Origin of the sequence: Microcoleus sp. B3-D7 (assembly GCF_036705305.1) — a bacterium.
Lineage (GTDB): Bacteria > Cyanobacteriota > Cyanobacteriia > Cyanobacteriales > Microcoleaceae > Microcoleus.
Window position 1 is genome coordinate 74,842 of the sequence record NZ_JAUBUE010000031.1, and the last position, 15,998, is coordinate 90,839.

The window sequence follows — 15,998 nt, forward strand, 5'->3', positions numbered from 1 at the left end:
AGGCATCTTGCCTGTTCTTGAGAATGCTGCAAAATTTCAATCTCAACTTATTCTATAATAGAAGTCTCTATCTGGCAATTTGTCAACCTATTTTTAATAGCGTATTGACCATTGAATCAGGTCAAGTTTTATTAAAAAAAAACATTATCAAACTGATTTTTTTGAGTAAAAAACTGAGGCAATAGTTCAATGGATACCCGCTTGACCTACCAACAAATTATCAAAACCATACTTCAGGAACACGCTAATTTCCGCAATACTATACCTGACGGATATAATTCCCAAGTTCTCTTTGATGATGAACGAGGAAGCTACTTAGCCTTGGATATTGGTTGGAATGAGGACAAATACCTTCACGCCACACCAATCCACATCAATTTAATCGGCGATAAAATTTGGATTCAATATGATGATACCGAAGAAGGAGTGGCGACTGATTTACTTGCAGCAGGTATTCCTAAAGAAGATATTGTACTCGGTTTTCGCCATCCTCATGTGCGGCAATATACTGAATTTGGAACTGGTTTGAGTGGCAAAGATGAAGGAAGTATTGCTGAATCTGCTGCTGTGCGATCGGCCTAAGTAGAGTACGGAGACGGATGGGCTGGGGGGACGGCGGCGGATTTGAAGCATGATAGGGGGATAAAGGGCGATCGTCACAAGTGTCAATCTATTATTATGATAGAAGTTTCTACTACGATTAATCAAACAGAAACAAACCCGGATTTACATGAAAAAATTTTCCCAAAGCCTCAGCTTGTTTTTTGCTAATTTCTAGCTGACCGTTAACGATTTCAGTTACCGTCTCAAATGTGCCAATAATTTCTACTAAATCTGCAGGTTCTAAACTTCTAGCATCCATCAAATGAAGAAGTCTTGAGTGGGGAGTTGAAGCATTCAGTTGATAGTGAGTTTCTTCATAATCCTCAATTAGTTTGACTAAAAGTTCTAACAAAGTATCTTCTTCCGGAGTTAGGTTTTTCTGAGAAAGCAAGTTTTCAACTATTTCTAAAAAAGTCTCGTTTTCATCTTCATTTTTGATGATTCGAGGTTGATATTGGGATAGCAGGCTGCTATATCTGTCGGAGTCAAAAGTAAGGGTCATTTTTCCAGTTGTCTTTTTCATATTCTGCCTGAGTCAAAATGTACTTGATATAAACAATCTGCTTTTGATAGTTAAGACTTACGATTAAGCGATATTTATTTCCTTTGATGTTGAAAATTGTAAAATTTCCAACGGCTTAAGCTTGAGGATAAATAGTTTGAACTTCAATAATTTTAGTTTAGTTGGCTTGACTAGCAATCTTGTACCAATCATCGAGGGCTTCGCAGGAATCAGCATGATTTTGGCAGTAGTCTCTTAATTTTTTGCGACTGATAACGTGCATTGAGCGATCGTTCAGATGTTTGGCAGATACCTAATTCTATCAAATTTAAGTGCGAACGGCTAAAACCCCAATTTTACTAAAAGGGCGATCGGGCTTCTTTTTCTATGTTTGGGCGGAAATAGTTAGTTTTGACATACTCTTTTAGTATCGGTGCAAGAGTGAAAAATGTGCGATCGCCCTCCGGGATTTTTTCAACTAATGAACGGCGCCCCAAGGATTGCATCACTTTCAAAAATTGCGATCGAGATAATTGCAGATTCTCTGGCACTTTTGAGAGGGAAACTGGCGCGGTTTCACTCGCTAGCAATGACATTACCTGTTTTTCTGACTCGGATAAGCGATTAAATGGCTGATGCAGTAAAGATTCTAAATCACCTAAAAATATTGTATCATCCGACAAAAATTCCGATAGGCTGCCGTTAAACAAATCTTGAATCATGGTAGCAACTATTTTTAACCACAAGGGATTGCCTCTGTATTGTTCAATTAGTTCTGACCATTTTTCATGTTCCGCTAAACCTTTTTCTCTCAGGATTTCCCCCGCGCCCGCACCTAAACCATTCAGTTGTAATGAGCGAACTGGCTGGTTGCTACCTTCTAATGCGGCGATTTCTCTAGGCTTTTCCGAACTGAGCAACACTAAACAACTATTGTGAGATAATTCTCCTACTTGTCTCAATAGTGTGCCGTAATCTTCGTATCCAAGTTGGTAATTACCAGCGAGTTGTCCGCTGCTGTTTATCATTTGTACGTCATCGAGTATCAGCAGACAGCGGTATTTTTGCAAGTAGTCCAGTAGGGGCAATCCCCCTGTGGTTGCCCCATTCTCTGGGACAACCACGCCATCGGCATTTGGGGCGGGCACGGGGGCACCGCCCCTACAGAAGAATTGAATTATATTTGTTTGAAGTATTGGCAGATGTGGAGATGTGGCGAGACTTCGCCAAATGATGAAATCAAATTCATCTTTGATTTGTTGGACAAGTTGTGCGGCGAGTGCGGTTTTGCCAATGCCGACTATGCCTAGTATGGCGAGTAGGCGGGTGTTTTCGTGGAGAATCCACTGTTTGAGGGTGGCGAGTTCGGATGTGCGATCGAATAAAACTCCAGATTTAGGCATTTCACCTAAATATTCGCGCACTTTGGGTTTGGCGTTGCCTTTGTTTAGAAATTCTTCATCGGTTGGTGAATTGGGGACTTTTGGGGACTGTGAATTATTTTCACAGAAGTTGACTTCACCAATTTGTACAATATCTTTATTGAAGTTCCAGAAATTTGAGAATTTTACTTGCTCCAATCTGACTCTAAAATTTCCTTTATTGACTTCTTCGCCTAATACTTCTGATAGTAGCTTCCATAATGCAGAGGCAATATCTTTAATGTGACCTTCACTACAGTGAGATTCATCTGCTATTTTTGAGTATTTCTGACCTTGTAAAGTTCCCCGCAGTATCCTCTCTTGCAGATTGTCTAAGTGTTTTCCCGTATTGATAAAAACTAGGTCGTCGGCAAGTTTTAAGACTTCTTGAACGTCCATAGGTTGGGTTAATGCTGGGGTTTTGCCTATTATATCCTACTCGATCCGACTTTTTCCGACCCGATCGAGTTTGTCCAGCTTTTTCTGGCGTGGGTAAATGGCAAATGATATAAAAGTACCTACTTTATCCGACTTTTTCCGACTGGACGAGACTGAGATTTTATAGTCACAATCATATTTAAGAGGCACTATTATAGCTTCCCCATAGGAAAAACATGACTGCACAAGCATTATCCCTCCCCCAAGCAAACTTAAAAATGGCTCTCTGGCAAGTAGATGCCGATTCAATGAGTAGTAGCGATTTGTATGTCTGGTTAAATGATAGCGGCTTGCCCCACGAAGTCACTATCAGATTGCACGAGTTAGCTAGCTACACGAAAAAAGCTGGTAACAAAGTTTTGGCTGTAGGGAAAATTGTTCTAATCAAAATTATCGAGTTTGTCAAGGCACATCCTAATTTAGCTACGGGCATTGCTCTAGGAGCTGCTGTGGGGCTATTGGCAAGTTCAGTACCAATTATAGGCCCAGTGTTAGCGCCATTGGCAGCAGTGCTAGGTATAACTGTTGGTGCGATCGCTGGACATAGACTAGATCAAGGCTACCGTCAAGTAGATGGCATAGTTGGAGTAACACAAGACTTTATTCAAATCGCCCAATTGTTTTTTAAACTACTGATTGATGTTTTTAATGTAGTTTTTAGCCACGTTATCACTGCTTAAATAAGAAAATTTGGAACAATCACGAGGCTTAATATGTCAGGAAATAAAACCCTAACTAAGGAGCAAATCCTTAAAGCGATCGAGCAATTGGAAAAAAATCCTCATGATAAGCTAGGAATTTTAGCTGATATTGGGATTGGTGTAGTAGGTGCTGGTGCTGCTGGTGCTGCTGTTGCGGCTTTCGGCGGTACATCCATATTGTTTGGGCTAGTAGCCGTTGCACCCCCAGTAGGATTGGTTGTTGGTGGTGCAGCATTAGGTGCAGCAGCTCTCGTTGGAGCAAAGAGGATCTTTTTTGATGGCACTTTCAACGAAGGGAAAAAAGCAGAAATGCTCCAACAGCTAAAAGAACAGCTAAGAGAGGTTGAAACAAAAGAAAGGGCATCTAAGCTTGGAGAAAGTGACAAGACAAAATTTATTGTTTCCTTGAAAGAACCAGTTAGGCTTAATTTAATTAGCCCTAAAGAGGCTCAGGATTTAATGAGGGCTGTCGAAAGTGGTCAAATACCTATCAAGGAAGCTATTAATATGGTTAAGGCTATAATTGAAGCAGCTCAACTCCAATAGTCTGTTAAATCCCTGACCTGAAAATGCTAGACACAGGCTATGTTGCTCGGGTATTTCTGAGAATTGACTTAGCTGCTGAAAGAGCGATCGCCCTTCTATTATTGAAGTGCGATCGCTTTTTTTTTGAGTATCACTAATTCTGTTTCTCCCAGACCATAGGGAAATTTACCGCTTTGACAACCATTGATGAGACAAGCTATTGTGAGTAGGAGAAAATCGGAGTGGGATATTTGGTATAACGAAACAATCCCGATCGCCCTCCAATCATTTACTATAAATATGATCGTTAATGATAAGCTTAAAAACATACTAACGCAATTACGATCGCACTTCGAGCAACTCTACGGCGATCGCCTCACCCAAATAGTGCTCTACGGTTCCCAAGCCAGAGGTGACAAACGCCCCGACTCTGACATTGATATTTTAGTCGTCCTCAAAGGGCAAGTAAACCCAGGCGAAGAAATTAAAAGAACCAGCCACATTCGAGCCGATTTGTCGCTCCAAAATGATGAAGTCATTAGCTGTCTGTTTATGGACGAACAGCGATTTACGCACTATAACGGGCCTTTATTGCGGAACATTCGCAAAGAGGGAATTTCATTTCTCAATAAGCCTTTTACGGGCGGGCAGGATGCCCACCCCACAAAAAAACTTACTCTTTGTGGAACAGGCATCTTGCCTGTTCTGGAGAATGCTAAAAGATGCAATTGCGAGCACTTTCCTCACCTTTAACTTGCTCTACTAACGCCCTAAAACAGTATACCGAAATCCCCGACTGATTCAACAAGTCGGGGATATAAAACAAGAAAACAGCCCCTACAAATTAATGACTTCCCGCTCCAGCCGCCCGTTTAAACGCCTCATCCAACACTTCCGAAAGCGTCGGGTGAGTGTGAACTCGGAATGCTAAATTGTTAACAGAATCGCGCTGGGCGATCGCATTTGCCGCTTCCTGAATCAAATCCGAAGCGTGCAAACCGAAAATGTGAACTCCCAACAATTCCCCAGTATCTTTCCGGTAAATCACCTTAGCCGTACCGTCGGTTTCCCCTTCAGCAATAGCCTTAGAATTTCCCTTAAAATAAGTCTTGACAGAAGCTACCTCAAACCCTTCTGTTTTTCCTAACTCTTTGGCTGCAGGTTCCGTCATCCCCACATAGCTAATTTCAGGGTGAGTAAACGCCGCCGCCGGGATACTCAAATAGTCAACTTCGCGGGCACGGCCGCAAATATTTTCCACTGCAGCAATTCCCTGAGCAGACGCAGAATGCGCTAACATCATCTTGCCGTTAACATCGCCGATCGCCCACAAATTTTGCACCGGTTCTCCCGCCGCCAAAACCTGCATCTTATCGTTAACTGGGATATAACCGCGCATCGTTTCCACGCCAACAGTTTCTAACCCCAAATTCTTACTAACAGGAACTCGCCCAGTTGCTACCAAACAAGCATCAACTTCCAAAACTTCGACAATTTCCTTAGTCTTGAAATCAGCTAATTCAATAATCACCGGCGAACCAGGAGTAATCTTCTTAGCCAAAACACCCACTTTTGTTTCAATATCGCGGGGTGCAATTAACACCCGTTCTGCTAACTTAGCAATATCTGGATCGAAAGTCGGCATCAACTGATCTAGAGCCTCAATCATCGTGATTTCACAGCCCAGTGCGGTGTAAATATCGGAAAACTCCAAACCGATATAACCGCTACCAATAATTGCAATCCATTTCGGTAGCGATTCCAACCTGACAGCATCGTCGCTGGTAAATACAGTTTTGCCGTCAATTTCTATCCCGGGAGGGACGAAGGGAACCGAACCGGGAGCGAGAATAATATCCTTGGCGGTAATAGTTTTCTCGCCTTTATCGGTTTCGACGGTAATTTTTTGAGCACTGGCAATTTTGCCCCAACCTTGGATGACATCGACGTTCAAACGTTTGAGGCTGTTGGTCAAGTCGCCGCGAAGTTTGCTAACAATAGTGTTAGCGTGATTGGCGATCGCCCCGCGATCGAAATCCACATTCCCCAACTGAATTCCCAAAGTCTTCAGGTGGTGGGCATTCCGCAAATCTCGCACTCGCCCCGAAGCCGCCAACAGCGCCTTCGAGGGAATGCAGCCGCGGTTGACGCAAGTCCCCCCCATGTCTCCTGCTTCGATAATTGCCACTTTCAGCCCGCAGCTAACCGCGTGTATGGCCGCGCCGTGTCCGCCCACGCCAGCGCCGATAATTGCTAAATCGTAATCAAATCCCTGAGTCACCTTAAAATCTCCTAATGCCTTTGAAATCTTAGGACTCAAGCAAAAAACACCGTCTCTCCGTCCTTTCGAGGTGGCGCGTTGCCATCGCAACCCTTGAACAGCGGTAATAGTTGCATAAGTCCTGTCTCCTTATTCTCGACTAGACTAGGGTTAATTAGACAACGAAAGAGCCGTAACTGAGATTTTTTCAGGGTCAAGGATTTTGAGCTGGGTCTGCACCAAGTCTCAAATCACTCAGTAGGCGGGTGTAGAGTTAAATATAGTTTGAAGGCTGACAATGCCCGCTGCAGGTTTTATATGGGGCAGCAAGTTCAGCCACAGGCATTCCCATCGCCCGGTTAAATTCTGTCCTCCTGCTTGTTTTAGTCGGTTTTCATGTCTAATCTCTGCACGCGCCGGGGCGGACAGAGTTTGTTGGCAAATTTTAGACCCTATGGAGTGGCTTATGACGGATGACGACGACCAGAAAGATTTACGCCGGGCCTCGGCTCAATCCTTTTTTGAGTCCCTGGATGAATTGTTCGATTCTATAGAATCGAACAGCACTCAAGCGGGACAACCTAAATCTCCACTGCCTCCGGCTAAGCCTTCGAGTCAGTCTTCGAGTCCGCCGAAGAAGACTAGACCTGCGAAAATTAATTTGTCGGATTTTGAAGATGCGATCGCCGATTTGGAACAGTTTATCCAGAGCAAACACCAGAAACGCCCGGAATCCAATCAATAGTGCGATGACACATTTTCAAGTAATGACGGTTGACGGTTGACGGTTGACAAGCGAAAAATTTTAGACCGAAGTTCCAGCTCCCAGATTCATCTGTGGAGTCAATTTTTAAATCTCAAATCTCAAATCTCAAATCGACAGGCTGTTGACTGTGCTTTCGGCTTAAGCTGCTTAGGTTGCACCTACAAAATATTCACATTTGGTTGAGGATTGCTTTACAAGAATCAAGCCAAATAAATTATCTCAATTTACTCTTAATAGCCTTGTTTTTAGGCTTTGACGGCTGCGGTAATTGCCTCGATCGCACTTCGATCGCGCGATCGCCGATCGCAGTCACAGGGAACTCCAATTCATCAAGATCATTGCGGAACTTGACCGGAATATCAGCACCGTTAATAATCGCTCCCAACAGCCGCGGCCCGGATTTATGCGACTCGTCATCCTCAGATTCCAGCAACTGATCCGCAGCCTCAGACAACATACTAGACAAAGTGTAACCAGGCCGCGCCACCAAAATCATACCGTCCGTGTACGGTTCCAGCGTCAGCGCGTCGTTGCACTCGCTCAATGCTGGAGAATCCACCACGACAAAATCAAAGCGGTTGCGAACATCCTCAAACAATCTCCGCATTTCGCTTGATTCTAGTACGGCCGAGGCTTGCCGCAAAAAGCCGGGACTCGGCACAACGTATAGATTCTCTACCTCTGGAACCAAAAGGACGCACTCGCTAATATTGCCGTAATAGTGCAAAGGTTCCACTGTCGCCAGAGGATCAGCAGCAATTTTCAAAGATTCAACGTTAGAAGGCGATCGCAAATCTGCTTCAATTAGCAAAGTCCGTTTACCCGATCGAGCCGATGCAATTGCCAAATTGTAAGCACTAAAACTTTTCCCCTCCAAAGGCGCCGCCGAAGTCAACAACACCACCTTCACCGGTTTGTCCCCAATCCGGCGCAAATTAGTACGCAACCGCTCGTAAAATTCCAAATAGGGAGAATTTGCCTCCAGGGCCAGAGGCATTTCATCGCCGTAGGAATCAAACACCGTCACTTCAGGCAAAACTCCCAGTATCGGCACCTCTTTTTCCACCAAAGCCGCCCGCACTTCTTCCCAACTGTAAAACTTGCCGTTGAGCATCCCCAACAAAAATATCAACCCCCCGCCCAGCAGCAATCCCACAAATCCTCCCACCGCCAGCATCACGGGCAAACCTCTCTTGTTTGACTCAACGTCATCAGTTTGCGGCAATTGGGCGATTCTCAAACTCCCCGTTGTCTCAGCTACTGCCGCCTCAGCATCTACCAAAGCCGACTGCATCTTGTCGTAGAGAGCTTTTTTGAACGCCACTTGCTGGGCCAAACGGGCTTGTTCTAACTGCTTGTTGGGGATTGTCGCGTGTTCCCGACGCAATAGCTGTTCAGTTTTCTCGATTCCTTGGAGTTGCTGTTGCGCCGCATCCCGCTGCGTTTGCAAAGCAATCAAAGTTTGAGCTAACTGCTGTCTGGCCGGATCTAAAGAAGAGTCTACCCGAATTCGAGCGGCACTTCTGAGGGGAGCCGCCACCCCGTTACCGCCGAGTACCTCAGATTGCCGCTGCTGCAACTGCTGCTCAAAAGCTTGTTTTTGTTTGAGCAATTCTACAATTTTCGGGTGTTCCTCCTGCAAGTCGCTGCGGAGAATTTTGAGCTGAGATTCGATCGAAAACAATTGCACTCGCAGTTGGGCAATAATTGGATCGGCAGAGAGTGCTTGAGCGACGTAAGCTTGCTCCACATTCAATCCCAAGCGCTCCTGCAAACTGTTAATTTGAGCTTCCATGCCTCCCAACTGCACGCGGAGTTGTCGCTGCTGCTGTTGGCTGCTGGTAATCGCTTGCGGCAAAGCACCGCTCTGAGCTGCTAAAATCGAAGTCCCTTCTCGTTTTTCGTAGGCTTCAAGTTTTGCTTCCGTCTCTCTAAGTTCCTGAGTTACTTTCGGCAAACGCTGGTTAATTTGGGTGATCGTTGCTCGCAGTCTAGAAGTATTAATACTTTTGCTGTGTTCCACCATTTCGTACATCAGCGTCTTTACTACCGCTTCTGCTTTTTTGCGATCGCCATTTTTGTACAATACTTGAATCAAAGCGCTGGGGTCATTATTCTTACTTGGCATCTTTATCTGCACATCTTTTCCCAGCTTTTTAGCCAAAGCTTGTATTTTTTCTTTCGCTTCTTCTTTGTTTAATTTTTCTTCGGGTTTGATGAGTTTTTCGGCTGCTGGTTCAACCACTCTTGTATCCAGCAGCATATCTTTAGTTATTTCTTGTCCTTCCTGTTGAATTTTAGTAGTAGTCGATGAAAAAATCACGCTCGGTCTGTCGTAGGCCAGCGTACCTATTGCAACGTAAACTGGCGCAGGCTTTGGCTGCACAGCCACTACTCCCGACACGCCAACAGTCACTGCGAGAGTAGCCAGTCCCACCCACTTGTATTGGTCGAAAGCAATTAAATAACGTTTAACAACGGATAAAGTCATGACGATTTTAGATTTTAGATTTTAGATTTTAGATTTTAACTTTTAGATTTGAGATTGCTAATTGTTAACGATAACTAATGATTGCTGACAAATGATACCCATTTCCAAACAAGCTGCAACTGTAGGTAAATTGTAAACGCATATCGCATAAGTCATTCCCCATCGACAAATGAAAATTGAAAATAGTATGACTACCTATCATTACGTGACGGGCCGAACAAATCTGTCACCCCATTTCTCAACTGCTCAAAGAACAGAATAAATCCCAAAGTATCCCGGAATGGTCGAGTAAAAGTATTGAGTACATAACCAATGCGCTCTACCAGATTCCTACCAATAACAATCACATCATTATCTTCGAGCATCGGGTTCTGAGAAACATTGCCCTCCAAAGCAGCTTTGGCATCTATCGAACGGTTGATTGCTCTACCTTGCTTTTCGTCGAACCGAATCAGGGCTATTTTCCGCAAGTTAGCAAGATTAACAGGCAAGTTGTTGAGAGCATCCAAAAACCTGCTGCCATTTTCTACGTAGAACGAGGTCAAACCACCACTAGCGTAACTCAAAACTCGAACGTAGATCCTGGGCTTAATCAGAGTAGACCGCGAAACAAGAGCTTTGTCGTAGTCTAGGTTTTTGGTACTAGCGTCCAATTCCGGGATCACAATCACATCTCCCGATGCCAAAGGAAAATCGAACAAATCGTTAGCGTTTGCTAGGGGAGTGTAGAGGTCGATTGGTTCCTCCACCGATGAGCCGTCCGTCAGCGTCCGCCGCACTCGTACCGCCCGCAAATCGGCTTTTCCCGTGACTCCCCCCGCAATCACCAAAGCAGCCGAAATTCGACCAGAACCCGCCGGAAGCGTGTAAAAACCCGGTTTGCCGACTTCTCCGGTGACAGTGATTTGGACGGGGACAGCAGCAGCAGCTAGGCTGTACCTGGATGCTAAATCTTGATCGGATTTACGATCGGGCGTAACCTGTTTATACGGTACGACGATCGCATCTCCATCTTCCAAACGCAAATCCGGCGGAGCAATACCTGTTTGCAACGGTGTCAAAATATCAACAATTTGCTCCGCGACAGCACCTCCCGGCAGAGTCCGCCGCACCCGCACCGCCCGCAGTTCCGCCGTAGGATTAGTCCCAGCAGCAGCCGCCAGAGCAGCAGGAAGCTGGGGGGTTTGCAGCGGATAAAAACCCGGTCTGGCCACTTCCCCCGTCACCGTCACCACTACCGGGCGCTGAACCAGCAAAGCAGCCGAGACTTGAGGATTTTTGATAAATTGGCCAAAGCGCTCCCGGAGGCGCTGCTGTGATTCTTCGACGGTAAGACCGCGCACATTTACTGTTCCGATTAGCGGCAGTACAATTACCCCTTCAGGGCTGATTGCACCCGTAAAACCTAGCTCTGGGAAGCGCTGAACTTGAACAGAAATCTGGTCTCCCGGGCCCAGGCGGTAGGGCCGATTCCGAAAAGCTGGGTTAATATCCCGGTTGAAATTGGCAGGCGGCGGTGGCGGTACACGCAATGGCGGCGGCGCCACGAGTCGCTCGTCTCTTGGAACAACAGGTTGAGCTAAAGCCGTTCCCGAAAAAATTTTGCTATTAAAACCCCAGAATACAGCAGCAAAAGATAGAGTCCAAGCAGTTGAATACAGGCCTGCCAAGGAAAAAGCGAGGCGATTTTTAATTGTGGATTTTCCCCGCCTTTTCAGAGGATTTAAAAAAGTATTATTTTGAATAATGACCTGAGTTGTAAGTTTCATCTAAATAGAGTAGCGCGAAAAAACAATAATATCTTTTCAGGGCGGGTTGAACTCGGATCTTTACTAGGAAGCAGTTGATTGTGGCAAAACCCGCCCACTCCCTAGGCCGATTTATTTGCACCTACCTGCTTACTGAAACCGAAAAGTTTCTGTAATTAATTTAGCCTGGATACTTTCGGCAAGAGATTCCAGCAATGGTTGAGCTATCTTAATCTCGCCCTGCGGTTGAATGGGAAGGATGATACTGACAGCAACCCAAGAGGCGCGGCGGTTCGACAGTCTAGCAATGCTGTCTTCCCAAAACCAGCGGCTGGTTGTTGGAGAACCCCCGTTAGGCCAAGCGTACCACTGCACGACAGCAAAAGTTTGTTGGGGAGTCCAGCTTCGGAAAAACCTCGCCTCGACATTAGGCGGTGGCTGGCCGGGTATTGGTGCTAATTTAACTGTAAACCTCAAAGTGCGATGAGAATCGGTTTGCCATCGGTGAAATCCATCGATATCTAGCCATTCTACTTGGGGCTGGTTTTTGGGGTAATTTTGAGGCAACAGCAATAAAATGGCAATTGTTTTATCCTTTTTAATTTCTTCAACTAACCATCTGTGAGCGCCAATTTGGACGTTATTCTGAACGCCTATAACCTGCCATCCAGGAATTTTTATCCCGTTTTGGCGCAAACTTCTTAATTGCTTGAGGTTGGCAAGGGTTGGCGGGTTTGTCCAAGGCCACCTTCCCGTCGCGTAGCCGGGAATTGCTACTGCCCCAACTAATACCAGCAAAAACACCAGTACCATAATTTTAGATAATTGATACCGCCGCAGTAGTTTCTGTGCTGAAATCATCTGTTTCATTAATTGCCAGACTGACTTGGGAAATACTTTTCCATCCCGTTGAGGACAAGTACCAATAATCCTAGTATACAAGCAGAATACAAATCTCCGCCCCATCCGGCGTGTAGCCAAGTAAAAAGCGCCTCTCTGTCAGTTCCGTGAAAGTAAGTTAGCAAAGTATTACGAAAAATGTTGGAAGTGATGCTAATAATGGATGTAATCACTAAAAACAAAAGGCTTTTTTTGCGAGAGTTCCAAACTCCCGTCCAATCCAGCAGAATTAAGCTGACATAAAGACTGGTAAACAGCATTTTCAAGCCTGCACAGTGCGGGGCAACTTCTACAATGCGCTCGTTTACGTACAGATAAATTTCTTCCACTCTCACCTTGATACCAATCTTAATTAATATCCAGCCTGATGCTTCAGCAATGAATTGCTGTAAGGGCAAGGCGTAGGGTTCTATGAGGTAAGGAATGTGGTTCGGCGAGGCCAGAAATACGAATAAAAGCGGCATCGCCTGCAATTTCAAGCCGGGAATTCCTTTTAAAGATAAGCAAATGCTGGCCAGCATTACGGGGAGGGATAAATTTACTAAATCGCTCAAGCGACTCAGATAAAAAAGCGTGGCTAGTACCAGCAAAAAGCCTCCCAAAGGATGCGGTGAGTTGGGCAAGCTGCGCCAGGACTTTCGGTTCATCCAAGCAATATAAGCTGCGTAGGGCAAACCAATTAGTCCGTGGCTGAAATATTCGTGTTCGAGGCTGATGCTTTTGTTCAACCAGCCGTCGTACCAGTGTACTAGCAGGGGGGCGTACAGCAGCACTAGGAGCACCGTGATACCTTCCCCCAGGAGGTATCGCTTGAAAACAATGCGAATTCTGCGCTGGATGTGCATGGTTTGAGAAGTTTTAAGATTGCCGCGCTGGATTCGCAACGCTTTCGGGTTTTAAATTATGAGTTAAAGATTTGTTAATTCCCCACCAAAAACGCTTTGAGAACCGCACCTTACTGCTTGAAACACCTGCCGCATAAATTTTATGAACAATTAGCAATTCAATGATAGTACGATCGCCCGAACAACTTGCTCGATCTGAGTATTGCTCAATCCGGGATACATTGGCAATGATAAAATTTGTTGGCACAGGGTTTCTGCGCGGGGGAAGTCGCCCCGATTGCCTAAGTTTTGGTAGGCGGGTTGCAGGTGGCAAGGTAGGGGATAGTGTATGCCTGTTTGAATGCCGTGTTGGGCGAGTTTTTCCTGAAGGGTGTTGCGGTCGATCGAGCTTTCCTCAGTAATTTGGATAACATAGAGGTGATAAATGTGACCGCTGCTGCTGTGGTTGGCGATCGGTACAATGCCTTTGTGTTTCAATGGTGCTAGTAGAGTATTGTAGTGTTGGGCGGCGTCGGTGCGATCGCGATTCCATTTTTCTAAGTAAGGTAATTTAATATTGAGCACGGCAGCTTGCAAATTGTCGAGGCGGCTGTTGGTACCGATTTCTGTGTGCAAATATTTAGTGGGTGCTCCGTAATTGCGGAGAGTTCGCATTTTTTCTGCGAGTTGTGCATCGTTAGTAATTAACATCCCGCCGTCCCCAAAAGAACCGAGGTTTTTGCTGGGATAAAAACTGAACGCTGCTGCTTTACCAATGGAACCCGCGCGGTATCCTTCTCTGGAAGCTAGATGCGCTTGGGCGGCATCTTCAAATATGATTAAATCGTGGCGATTCGCAAAATCTAAAAGCTGCCGGGGCGATACCATTTGACCGTAGAGGTGTACGGGTATAATTGCTTTAGTTTTCGAGGTAACTGCTGTTTCGGCTGCTGTGAGGTCAATCAGGGCGGTTTCCGGGTCGCAATCTACAAGAATAGGTATAGCTTTGGCTTGGAGGACGGCGATCGCGGTGGCAATAAAAGTGTTAGCGGGTATGATAATTTCGTCGCCCGGATTAATGCCGCAAGCTTGGAGTCCCAGAGCGATCGCATCAGTTCCACAAGCCACTCCTACGCCGTATTTTACTCCTGAAGCTGCTGCAAATGCTGTTTCAAATTCTGTCAGTGATTGACCTAAAATAAAGTCTCCTTCCTGTATGATTTTTCCAATAGCTTCTGCTATTTTGGAGTGGATTGGCTGGTGTTGCAGGGAGAGATTTACAAACGGAACTTTTGGCGGGCGCTTACTCATAAACTATCGGAACCTAATTATTTATATTAACATTTAAGGGCAAATAGCTTTTAAAATATTTTAACCGCAGAGGGCGCACCGTAGCAGAGGGGAAATGGAGATTTTTTACGGAAGAGCTGAGCCTCATGTACTTTTTTTGACTCAGGAAATAAATGAAAGTTTTTCGGTAATATAGAAGCAGATAATGGTACGACAAGCATCAAAATTATGGAATACAAAAACCTCGGCGACAGCGACTTATCAGTATCGGAAATCTGTTTGGGTACGATGACTTACGGCCAGCAGAACACCGTTGAGGAAGCGGCCCAACAGCTCGATTTTGCGATCGATAGAGGCATCAACTTTATCGATACGGCAGAAATGTATCCCGTCCCTGGAAAGGCGGAAACTCAGGGAAAAACAGAAGAATATATCGGGGAATGGTTGGCGAAACAGCAGCGGGATAAAGTCATTATAGCGACTAAAGTGGCGGGCAGAAGCACTCGATTAAAGTGGATTCGGGAAGGGAAAAATCAGATCGATCGCCCAAATGTCGAAAAAGCCCTGAATGACAGCCTGAAGCGCTTGCAAACTGACTACATTGACCTCTATCAAATCCATTGGCCCGATCGCTACGTGCCGCTATTTGGCGCGCCGGATTACGACATCGCCCAAGAGCACGAAACAGTCCCGATTTTGGAACAGTTAGAGGTATTTGCTGATTTAATTAAAGCTGGGAAAATCCGCTACTTGGGTTTGAGTAACGAGACGCCTTGGGGAGTTTGCGAGTTCTGCACTTTGGCTGAAAAACACGGTTTGCCGAAAGTTGTTTCGATTCAGAATGCTTTCAGTTTGAGCAATCGGACATTTCACCTAAATTTAGCAGAAACTTGCCGTTTTAAGAATGTGGGATTGATGGCTTACAGTCCTTTGGGGTTTGGGCTGTTAACGGGTAAATACTTGAATGGAATTCCCGAAAATTCAAGGTTGGCTTTATTTGCGGGATTTGGTCAGCGTTACGATAAAACTAATCTGAACGATGCGGTGAAAGCGTATGTTGAGATTGCGGGGAAACATGGGATAAGTCCGGCGCAGATGGCTTTGGCGTATGTGCGATCGCGCTGGTTTGTAACTAGCACTATTATCGGTGCAACAAGTCTGGAACAGTTGGAGGAAAATATCGGTAGTTTGGAGGTAAATTTGGAGCGGGAGATTATAGCGGAAATCGATGCGGTGCACGCTAAGTATCCGAATCCGACACCGTAAGATATATCGGCGGTTGAAACCGCTTCTAGACACACAAAGTCCGCCTGCGCGAACTAAGAGATAGAGGGGAAATTTAACCCGAATTTGATATTAGTAGGTTGGGTTGAGGGAACGAACCCTACGTTTCACTTCGCCCAACTTACCACTGGCTGGGAAAAGCTTTTTGAATTCGATCGCACTCACGTATTATACCAAATCCGGTTATGATAGACTACTTATAATCACATAAAAATAAAAAGCGATGCCGAAAAAAGCATATTTGG

Annotated in this window: 15 protein-coding genes; 6 read left to right on the forward strand and 9 right to left on the reverse strand. The window is 45.3% G+C overall.

Translation table 11 applies throughout. The annotated features are described in order from the left end of the window. Positions 1 to 189: 189 nt before the first annotated feature. A complete protein-coding gene (locus QUB25_RS20060; RefSeq protein WP_333185383.1) occupies positions 190 to 582 on the forward strand; it encodes a XisI protein in 393 nt (130 codons plus the stop codon). A 118-nt stretch (positions 583 to 700) separates the two neighbouring features. On the opposite strand, the gene QUB25_RS20065 is transcribed toward QUB25_RS20060, so the two are convergent. The 3 genes from QUB25_RS20065 to QUB25_RS20075 all read right to left on the reverse strand — a co-directional run bounded on the left by QUB25_RS20065 (position 701) and on the right by QUB25_RS20075 (position 2,925). Continuing rightward, on the reverse strand, positions 701 to 1,126 hold the full coding sequence (locus QUB25_RS20065) for a transcriptional regulator (protein WP_333185385.1): 426 nt from the start codon (positions 1,124 to 1,126) through the stop codon (positions 701 to 703). Next, positions 1,089 to 1,223: a type II toxin-antitoxin system HigB family toxin gene (locus QUB25_RS20070; RefSeq protein WP_333185414.1), complete on the reverse strand. Its 135-nt coding sequence runs from the start codon at positions 1,221 to 1,223 to the stop codon at positions 1,089 to 1,091. The genes QUB25_RS20065 and QUB25_RS20070 overlap by 38 nt, the downstream gene beginning before the upstream one ends. Positions 1,224 to 1,464: 241 nt before the next feature. Then, positions 1,465 to 2,925: an NB-ARC domain-containing protein gene (locus QUB25_RS20075; RefSeq protein ID WP_333185387.1), complete on the reverse strand. Its 1,461-nt coding sequence runs from the start codon at positions 2,923 to 2,925 to the stop codon at positions 1,465 to 1,467. Positions 2,926 to 3,140: 215 nt separating this feature from the next. Between QUB25_RS20075 and QUB25_RS20080 the strand changes: the two genes are divergently transcribed. From QUB25_RS20080 to QUB25_RS20090, 3 genes are all read left to right on the forward strand, one after another. Then, entirely contained in the window at positions 3,141 to 3,644 is a 504-nt protein-coding gene (locus tag QUB25_RS20080; RefSeq protein WP_333185389.1) for a hypothetical protein, read from the forward strand. A 33-nt stretch (positions 3,645 to 3,677) separates the two neighbouring features. Next, on the forward strand, positions 3,678 to 4,211 hold the full coding sequence (locus QUB25_RS20085; RefSeq protein WP_333185391.1) for a hypothetical protein: 534 nt from the start codon (positions 3,678 to 3,680) through the stop codon (positions 4,209 to 4,211). Between the two features lie 201 nt (positions 4,212 to 4,412). Then, on the forward strand, positions 4,413 to 4,943 hold the full coding sequence (locus QUB25_RS20090) for a nucleotidyltransferase domain-containing protein (RefSeq protein WP_333185393.1): 531 nt from the start codon (positions 4,413 to 4,415) through the stop codon (positions 4,941 to 4,943). 91 nt (positions 4,944 to 5,034) lie between these two features. Here QUB25_RS20090 and lpdA read toward each other — a convergent pair whose 3' ends face one another. Continuing rightward, positions 5,035 to 6,471, reverse strand: a complete 1,437-nt coding sequence (gene lpdA, locus QUB25_RS20095; RefSeq protein WP_333185395.1) for a dihydrolipoyl dehydrogenase — start codon at positions 6,469 to 6,471, stop codon at positions 5,035 to 5,037. A 445-nt stretch (positions 6,472 to 6,916) separates the two neighbouring features. Here lpdA and QUB25_RS20100 point away from each other — a divergent pair, with 445 nt between their 5' ends. Next, a complete protein-coding gene (locus QUB25_RS20100) occupies positions 6,917 to 7,195 on the forward strand; it encodes a hypothetical protein (RefSeq protein ID WP_333185397.1) in 279 nt (92 codons plus the stop codon). Between the two features lie 235 nt (positions 7,196 to 7,430). Here QUB25_RS20100 and QUB25_RS20105 read toward each other — a convergent pair whose 3' ends face one another. The 5 genes from QUB25_RS20105 to QUB25_RS20125 all read right to left on the reverse strand — a co-directional run bounded on the left by QUB25_RS20105 (position 7,431) and on the right by QUB25_RS20125 (position 14,490). Next, the gene (locus QUB25_RS20105; protein WP_333185399.1) at positions 7,431 to 9,707 is read right to left on the reverse strand and encodes a lipopolysaccharide biosynthesis; all 2,277 of its coding nucleotides are present in this window, start codon (positions 9,705 to 9,707) and stop codon (positions 7,431 to 7,433) included. 191 nt (positions 9,708 to 9,898) lie between these two features. Next, the gene (locus QUB25_RS20110; RefSeq protein ID WP_333185401.1) at positions 9,899 to 11,476 is read right to left on the reverse strand and encodes a polysaccharide biosynthesis/export family protein; all 1,578 of its coding nucleotides are present in this window, start codon (positions 11,474 to 11,476) and stop codon (positions 9,899 to 9,901) included. A gap of 129 nt (positions 11,477 to 11,605) precedes the next feature. Beyond that, positions 11,606 to 12,325: a cyanoexosortase B system-associated protein gene (locus QUB25_RS20115; protein WP_333185403.1), complete on the reverse strand. Its 720-nt coding sequence runs from the start codon at positions 12,323 to 12,325 to the stop codon at positions 11,606 to 11,608. Continuing rightward, a complete protein-coding gene (gene crtB / locus QUB25_RS20120; RefSeq protein ID WP_333037931.1) occupies positions 12,325 to 13,200 on the reverse strand; it encodes a cyanoexosortase B in 876 nt (291 codons plus the stop codon). The genes QUB25_RS20115 and crtB overlap by 1 nt, the downstream gene beginning before the upstream one ends. Positions 13,201 to 13,350: 150 nt before the next feature. Continuing rightward, the gene (locus QUB25_RS20125) at positions 13,351 to 14,490 is read right to left on the reverse strand and encodes a DegT/DnrJ/EryC1/StrS family aminotransferase (protein ID WP_333185405.1); all 1,140 of its coding nucleotides are present in this window, start codon (positions 14,488 to 14,490) and stop codon (positions 13,351 to 13,353) included. Positions 14,491 to 14,697: 207 nt separating this feature from the next. Here QUB25_RS20125 and QUB25_RS20130 point away from each other — a divergent pair, with 207 nt between their 5' ends. Then, entirely contained in the window at positions 14,698 to 15,735 is a 1,038-nt protein-coding gene (locus tag QUB25_RS20130) for an NADP(H)-dependent aldo-keto reductase (RefSeq protein ID WP_333185407.1), read from the forward strand. The last annotated feature ends 263 nt before the right edge of the window (positions 15,736 to 15,998 follow it).

Excerpts from the sequence above, each read along its gene's own strand:
- QUB25_RS20060 (WP_333185383.1), top strand. The coding sequence starts at position 190 with ATGGATACCCGCTTGACCTACCAACAAATTATCAAAACCATACTTCAG.
- QUB25_RS20065 (WP_333185385.1), bottom strand. The coding sequence starts at position 1,126 with ATGAAAAAGACAACTGGAAAAATGACCCTTACTTTTGACTCCGACAGA.
- QUB25_RS20075 (WP_333185387.1), bottom strand. The coding sequence starts at position 2,925 with ATGGACGTTCAAGAAGTCTTAAAACTTGCCGACGACCTAGTTTTTATC.
- QUB25_RS20080 (WP_333185389.1), top strand. The coding sequence starts at position 3,141 with ATGACTGCACAAGCATTATCCCTCCCCCAAGCAAACTTAAAAATGGCT.
- QUB25_RS20085 (WP_333185391.1), top strand. The coding sequence starts at position 3,678 with ATGTCAGGAAATAAAACCCTAACTAAGGAGCAAATCCTTAAAGCGATC.
- QUB25_RS20100 (WP_333185397.1), top strand. The coding sequence starts at position 6,917 with ATGACGGATGACGACGACCAGAAAGATTTACGCCGGGCCTCGGCTCAA.
- QUB25_RS20105 (WP_333185399.1), bottom strand. The coding sequence starts at position 9,707 with ATGACTTTATCCGTTGTTAAACGTTATTTAATTGCTTTCGACCAATAC.
- QUB25_RS20110 (WP_333185401.1), bottom strand. The coding sequence starts at position 11,476 with ATGAAACTTACAACTCAGGTCATTATTCAAAATAATACTTTTTTAAAT.
- QUB25_RS20115 (WP_333185403.1), bottom strand. The coding sequence starts at position 12,325 with ATGAAACAGATGATTTCAGCACAGAAACTACTGCGGCGGTATCAATTA.
- crtB (WP_333037931.1), bottom strand. The coding sequence starts at position 13,200 with ATGCACATCCAGCGCAGAATTCGCATTGTTTTCAAGCGATACCTCCTG.
- QUB25_RS20125 (WP_333185405.1), bottom strand. The coding sequence starts at position 14,490 with ATGAGTAAGCGCCCGCCAAAAGTTCCGTTTGTAAATCTCTCCCTGCAA.
- QUB25_RS20130 (WP_333185407.1), top strand. The coding sequence starts at position 14,698 with ATGGAATACAAAAACCTCGGCGACAGCGACTTATCAGTATCGGAAATC.